Genomic DNA, 6,875 nt, shown 5'->3' on the forward strand with positions numbered 1-6,875 from the left:
TGCTTTCACACTTCCCCACTTATATCAATGATTGTGGGTGGGGACTGCGATCGAAACTTAGTTAAATTGCCAGACCATAGGTGGCATCCAAATCGAATCAACAATTTGGTTGGTCAATACAAGTTGGCAATCCAACCTGTATATCGCGTACCCCCTACAGTGCAATTATCTAAGCTAAATTATCTCAGTCCAATTGTCTGAGCAATTGTCAAAGATTTTCTATCCTGCGATCCACAATTTGTTGAGGGCGGATTGTTTCAGCCAATCTAGAAACTGAGTCCGATCCGGACCGGGCATATCTTGCAGCACATCGCTGACTCCCTCAGCAAAGTCCGTATTGCCAAAATACGATTTCCCCAAACGGTGGAGTTCTTGCAATAAGGTTTTGAGATGCTGCTCTTGCCAAGGAGGCACCTTGTGAGTTTGCAAGGGACTAACGGTTAGCCAGTTTTTGATCGCATCAGGGGAGTCTGCCTGGGGGAAGTTTCCCTGCTGAAATACCTTGGCGATATCTTTCTGAAACGATGTGGCTTGCCTTGCGCCTAAGAGGTCTTCTACATCGAAGTAAACAGCTTGGAGGAGCAGCAGACAACCCTGCGCGAACAGTGGTGCTTTGGCTGCTTCATTCCCTGCCGGTTCTTCACCGGCAAGCTGATCTAAACGGACTTTTCCCCAGACGCTATATCTATCCGGCTCTTCTAGCAGAACACAGGCTTTGCCTCGGTTGTCGGTTAAGTCCCGCCACAAGGCTCTGGCGTCTTCTGCTTGCTTGCCATTGAAGGCGCTGATCAGGCGAAAAGTCTGCCCCTGATAATTGAGAATGGGAATTTGTTGATCCCGTTTTGGGTGTTGAAAATTTGTTATTTCAACATCCTGCCGTTTCAGAATAAACATGACACTGCGATTTGACTCCTGTCATGGCCGAGGTGCTGTGCTTTTGACACTCCCCATGCCTAAAGGCAAAGGGATTCTTGATTCAGCGAGTCCACTTAAATTAGCAGGATTGCTCCCGATCACCTAGAGATGGTTCTCTCCTCAAGCGTTCCGATACTTTTTTGCTAACAAATGCTAACAAATATCTGAGCTGAGATAGTCTCTCAGCCTGGGCGTATAAATCAATGCACGAAGGAAAATCCCCCGCGCACAATTTACGACTGCTGTACTGGCAACGCTTGATTTTCGCGCTCGTGCCGAGCGGGCGATTGACTGTTTTGCTTTGATGCCGTAGAGGAAGCTTATATAGAGGCTCCTTAGCATCAGGGATTTTCACCTGAGTCTTTCAATCCTAGTTCTACCACATTTTTATCAAATATCAAGTCGAGCAGAATGTTAGCAAACATAACTAAACATCAGCCAATTAGTCATTCTGTCTCAACTCATACCTAAAATCAGGGAACGAGCTCTGGTTTTTAGGTAATGCGGTCAGCGTTTTAGGCTTTGCCACTAGGGGATGTTAACATAACCCATAGAAATCTGGGAAAAAGCACCTGTGACTCTTGTGCTGTCTGAGTTCCGTCTTAATTGGGAGAGAGAGCCGATCGACCAAATAGTTGGGTTTCACCTCGACCTCTAAATACTTTACCCGAGTTCAGGTCCTACCTAGTTTTGATTGTAAAGTTACAATTGTGCTGTTTGCAGGTGACTCCCTCCAGCTTTTGTCAGATAAAGTCTTGGAAGCACAGACACTCTCATAACCTTGGTTTTTTTCCCGAACCATCGCGCTGCACGCCCTATTTTTGTACATCAAAGCGCTTTCTGGGTAAGTCATCACATAATTTACTTGCTCGATCGCACACTGCACCGATACAATAATCTTGTTAGCGATTTTTGAGTTGGGTGCGTAACTCAGTTGGATAGAGTAGCTGCCTTCTAAGCAGCGAGTCGCAGGTTCAAGTCCTGCCGTACCCGTTACACAAATTTAATGACATCAAGGGTTTCAGCACTTTTCTACCACCAAGGAAACAGCGGCTGAGATCTTATTTGCTTCGGATTTGTTTCCCCTGCCCGAATCCGAAACAAATCCGTGAAAAAGCGCCCCCTGCCAAACCGCAGCCAATCTTGCCGCTTCCGGGCGATCGACACTGCTACCCTTCTGAGTATATGCTTGCCACAGCGGATGTGGTATCATAAAAAGTCTATTGTGTCAATAGCCAAGATCCTGTGATGTTTAAACAGCACCAGCAGGAGGTTGTGGGCCGAGTAGCACTCAGGGGTTATCCTTAATAATCAGGCTAGTTTCCGACAGGTTTGGATATGTTCCCAGCAACTCTATTTCATATTCCCCAAAATTTAATGCTATTACTCGACCGCAGCGCGATCGACCGATTACAGCCCCTATTGGCGCAAGCAACCGGAATGCCTATAGTTGCATCGGAAAATACGGCAACAATTGCGCTCGTATTGGTTGCTGTGGGAATTCTGGGTTGGGGATTTTATCGCGCCAGACCTTTTGGCAAACTGGGAATTTTGGCTTGGTTGCAGTCTGTTGCGCTGATGAGTCCCTGGCTGCTGTTCTTTGGTTTGTTCGCCGCCGGAATTTACCTCAATCTAGTGGCGGTATTGTTGCTGCTAGTGGCATCGACGGGATTGTACATTTATCTGGGCCGGCAATTGCGTAAGGCTGCATCGGATGCAGTGCTGCCGCGGCCGGATGCTGGTGAGGTAAAGTCCCAAAGCGATGCTTTCTCGGCCCCTGAGTCGCAGCGACCACCAGGCCCAGAAACCATTAAGATCGTCACCTCGTCGCCTGCGAATAATGAATCAGAAATAATTCCCGTTCCAGTTGAAGACCTCAAGGCAATTAAAGGCATCTTTGGAATTGATACTTTCTTTGCCACAGAAACGATTCCCTATCAAGATGGGGTAATCTTGAAAGGCAATCTCCGGGGAGACCCTGAACAAGTACACTCACGTTTGACGGCAAGTTTGGAAGAAAGATTAAACGATCGCTACCGCCTATTTTTAGTAGAAAATCAGGACGACAAGCCCGTAGTTATTATCTTGCCCAGCACCAACGACCCGCAGCCCACAACCGTGTCTCAAAAAATCCTAGCAGTCGTGCTGCTGCTGGCAACAATTGCTACTAGCTTAGAGACAGGCGGTTTGCTGCTAGGTTTCGATTTCTTTAACTCGCCGGCTAGATATCTAGAAGTTTTGCCAATTGCAGCGGGAATTTGGACGGTTTTAGGCTCTGGGGAAATTGCTCGCCGAGTGCTGGCAAATCGGTACAAGGTTGGCTTGAGTTGGCCGTTTTTTATACCAACTTTGCAGATAGGTTGTTTTGGAGCGCTCGACCGTTTTGAGTCGCTGCTGCCCAACCGTAAAGTTTTGTTTGACATCGCTTTTGCCGGGTCAGCGGCCGGGGGAATAGTTTCTCTGCTAATGCTGGTAACGGGTTTGCTGCTGTCTCACCCCGGCAGTTTTTTTCAAATTCCCGCAGAATTTTTCAAGGGCTCGGTTTTGGTGGGAACTTTGGCAAAAGTGGTTTTGGGTTCGGCGTTGCAGCAGCAGATTGTTGACGTTCACCCGCTGGTAGTTATCGGTTGGTTGGGCTTGGTAATAACGGCGATTAATTTGATGCCGGCGGGACAGTTGGACGGGGGTAGAATCGTGCAAGCCATCTACGGTCGGAAAATAGCCAGTCGCACTACTTTAGCGACTTTTGTGGTGCTGGCCATCGTTTCTTTAGTTAACCCTTTGGCTCTGTATTGGGCGATCGTGATTCTGATTTTACAGCGGAATTTGGAGCGGCCGAGCCTCAACGAGCTGACTGAGCCTGACGACGCTCGCGCGGCTTTGGGTTTGCTAGCTTTGTTCTTGATGATTGCTGCCCTGTTGCCTTTGACTCCGGCTTTGGCTGGCCGTCTGGGAATCGGGAACTAGCAGTAGTCGGGCATCTTTGGTAATAGGCTCTTGGGTTGCGGTAAATTAGTGGAATAGAGGAATTGAGCGATCAAACTGGGAAATGAAGGGCGATCGGGTTCCTAATTACTAATTTCCAATTAAGACCCGCGCTCAGGGCAATTTATCTACTACCAAAAGTTGATTTTTTTATATCCCAAAATTTGTTTAAACTTGATCGATTAAGTTTAAATAACTTATCTGAGCCTATAGGATAAAGTCATGGCTAATCAACTTCCTCCTGTATTGGTAACTTTTGATGCAGATGTTTTAATGACTGGCAGAACCCAAGTGTGGCAAGAATATTCCAAAGTGGGAACTTGCTATATCCCGGAAGTAGTGTACGACGAAATAGATCGTCTGACAGGGCAAGCGGTGGAAAAAGCTCAAGAGCAAGTAGCTAGAGAGTTTATGCGATTTTTTGCCGACAGCGGCTGGATTGCAACTGACGCTCAGGAAACACACCGAGCTCTCGAACCTTCGATTAAAAATCAAAGCAAGCCAGCAATGCTCGTGGTGGCTACGGCTCAGTGCGTTTACGGTTTGGCTCAGGAACACCCGGACGCATTGGTGATTTTTGTGTCCAACAGCCAGCCTCTGCTGAAGCGGCTGGCTTCTGTAGGCGCTACGAATCTCTGCGGGATTACCGGGGCGATGCTGTTAAATTGGGCGAGGAAAGGAGAACGCCCGCCGGCGGCGACTCAGCAATTGCAAAGTTTGATGCGTACCCTCGCCGAACGCAAATCGACTCAGCGCCCTAACAGCAGAATTCAGGATGCTGCTGTTGGCCAAACGGGGGCTTCTGCTAGCAAGTTAACGGGAACCCGTGGCGCTTCTGAGCTAAAATCGCCCAGCAGTTTTACTAAAACTAATAAAACGGGTTTGACAGAGAAGCGCAGTGCGAGTTCGCGCCCCAAAACGCCGCGGCGCAGTCGCGAGGAGTCGAGAGATTACGAGCCGGCTGTATATCGCATTAAACATATTACACCTCCGAAAAAAAGGAACAGCGGTTTTCTGTCTACTGTGTTCAATTTTTTGGGAGCGTTATTTTTCTTGACGGTAGCGGTAGGTATTTTGTGGCGAGTGTTCGATGTTAGGGGTTTTAGAAAGACTTTTGTGCCGGCTCTACCACAGCCTGTGCAACAATTTGTTAAGTCGATCGACCCTAAATAATCTGGTTTTCTGAAACTTTCACCTTCAGATACGGCTGACTTGTGATTTCTGTCCTCGTTAATCTTGCACCTGGGGAAACGGGAATAGCACGCTTGGTTCACAAATTAGTTCCCTCCCCTAAATATAGCGGTAAGGTTCTTGTGGCGCACCCTACGTTTAGAATTTCTGGCCTTTAGAATTTCTGGCCTTAGTCCGCTGGGAATTTTCAACTGCTACTATCACAATAGAAGATGAACACTTCACTTTAGTGCTCTAAAAATCCATCGCCATGCGGAACGGGAACGAAATAATTAGTGGATTAGCACTAGCTTTTGCGGGTTTTGCGTATGCTTTAGTATTTTTTGTTCTTATTCCCTTCAGACAGTACGATTATGCAGCACCACTTGGGGCAATAGCAATGGCGATCGCCCTTACTCTAGCAATGAATTGGCTACTATCTGCATCGTTGCTAACTGGGTGGAGTTGGGTGGCTGCATTATTTGGTTTTCAGGTAGCCCTGATGTTTTTTGGTAGCGTGTTTCTGGAAGATGGGCTGTACGTGCCAAATTTGTTGTTTTTTGGAACTATTATCGTAGGATATACGAGCGTTTATACCAGTTTTTCACAACAAAAAACGCTGGTAATTGTGGGTTTATGTACAGTATTTTTCCTAGCTTCAATGTACTTCTCTTTGATGGGCGGCTATTTAGGGCTTGCTGAAAAAGTAAGAAAACAGCATTTAGAAAGATGAATGAACTCGCGAGTCCCTTGATAATATAAGCTTTGTTTGCGATATTTTGTCCCAAGCATAATCTTTATTAATCATCACAGGTGGAAAACAGGAAAAAAAGTGTATATTCTGAAATAGACATAAAAAAAGCCAAAAAGCCTGCCGTAGCAGGGCCGAAAGATTCATCACCAAAAAAGTTATGGCGATGGTGGTTTGAGAAGTATTAGAAAGTTTAGCCATCACTCTACCGAGGCTGAATCTTCTTTTAGCTTCTCCAAATTTGCCCTCAATCGAGTTACGAATTCTCTCGTCTTCTAAAGCTTGTTTCTTCGTTGACTTACTAATATTTGTCGAGGGCCTTCCTAAAGGGGGACCACTCATTCTAATTCCTCTTTCTTTGCACCAAGCTCGATTCTCGCGAGTTCGATAAATTCGATCTACATGAATTGATTCGGGATAGAATCCCGTGAACCGTTTAAATTCTTCTACTTGTTTTTTTAAGTCTACAGATTCGTTAAAATTATCCCAACTAATTCGGTCTAAAAACACGTATCCGTTACGACAACTGGCTGACAGCTTTGCCCCAAACTCAACGGATTTCCCGGCTTTCCCTCTGACGATGGGGCGGATGTGTGGTTGTGTTAAACTTACTATTCTGTCCTCAATACTATGTGTTTTATTTTCATACATCCATAACTGTTGACGGTAGACTTCTGTGACTACTAATAGCATTTTATAATAAAATTTTGTCAGCCACGTTAGCTCACCCATGACCGCGATATGAGCTAAATTTCTTTTAATATATTGAAGTTGTTTCTTAATCGCTTTTCTTCGCTTTTTTTGTGATGGTCTTCGTTTCTTTGCTACTGTCAAGTATTCTTTTCTAGCTATAGCAATCCTAAATGATTTTCTCTATCTAGATCAATCCTCAATGATTTTCTCTGTGTAAGTATATTGACGTATTTTGGGGAAATCAAATTTATGTTCGTTAGTAAAAAACTCAAACAAAAACTTGACAATCTTAAAAGATCTACATAAATACCAATACTTTCTTAAAAAGTTTTTAGCTTGTAGCCAAATATCTTCAACTGGA

5 protein-coding genes, 1 tRNA gene and 1 pseudogene are annotated in these 6,875 nt (G+C 45.5%); 4 read left to right on the plus strand and 3 right to left on the minus strand.

Annotation, left to right across the window (positions count from 1 at the left end):
* Positions 1-219 precede the first annotated feature (219 nt).
* Entirely contained in the window at positions 220-894 is a 675-nt protein-coding gene (locus tag QUA77_RS13240) for an Npun_F0813 family protein (protein WP_333038506.1), read from the minus strand.
* Positions 895-1,834: 940 nt separating this feature from the next.
* Here QUA77_RS13240 and QUA77_RS13245 point away from each other — a divergent pair.
* Positions 1,835-1,908 (plus strand) — tRNA-Arg (locus tag QUA77_RS13245).
* 28 nt (positions 1,909-1,936) lie between these two features.
* Here the strand turns inward: QUA77_RS13245 and QUA77_RS13250 are convergent.
* Positions 1,937-2,128: a hypothetical protein gene (locus QUA77_RS13250; RefSeq protein ID WP_333038508.1), complete on the minus strand. Its 192-nt coding sequence runs from the start codon at positions 2,126-2,128 to the stop codon at positions 1,937-1,939.
* A 125-nt stretch (positions 2,129-2,253) separates the two neighbouring features.
* Here QUA77_RS13250 and QUA77_RS13255 point away from each other — a divergent pair, with 125 nt between their 5' ends.
* The 3 genes from QUA77_RS13255 (at position 2,254) to QUA77_RS13265 (ending at position 5,803) form a co-directional block, all read left to right on the plus strand.
* Positions 2,254-3,882: a site-2 protease family protein gene (locus QUA77_RS13255; protein WP_333450493.1), complete on the plus strand. Its 1,629-nt coding sequence runs from the start codon at positions 2,254-2,256 to the stop codon at positions 3,880-3,882.
* Between the two features lie 240 nt (positions 3,883-4,122).
* On the plus strand, positions 4,123-5,073 hold the full coding sequence (locus QUA77_RS13260; protein WP_333038513.1) for a hypothetical protein: 951 nt from the start codon (positions 4,123-4,125) through the stop codon (positions 5,071-5,073).
* A 268-nt stretch (positions 5,074-5,341) separates the two neighbouring features.
* Positions 5,342-5,803 (plus strand): hypothetical protein, encoded by a 462-nt coding sequence (locus QUA77_RS13265; RefSeq protein ID WP_333450495.1) that lies wholly within the window; start codon positions 5,342-5,344, stop codon positions 5,801-5,803.
* Here the strand turns inward: QUA77_RS13265 and QUA77_RS13270 are convergent.
* Positions 5,792-6,673 (minus strand): annotated as a pseudogene (locus QUA77_RS13270) (transposase); the annotation flags it as partial. The gene QUA77_RS13265 and the pseudogene QUA77_RS13270 overlap by 12 nt on opposite strands.
* Between the last annotated feature and the right edge of the window lie 202 nt (positions 6,674-6,875).

The organism is Microcoleus sp. K5-D4 (assembly GCF_036704575.1).
In the GTDB taxonomy this organism is placed as follows: Bacteria; Cyanobacteriota; Cyanobacteriia; order Cyanobacteriales; family Microcoleaceae; genus Microcoleus.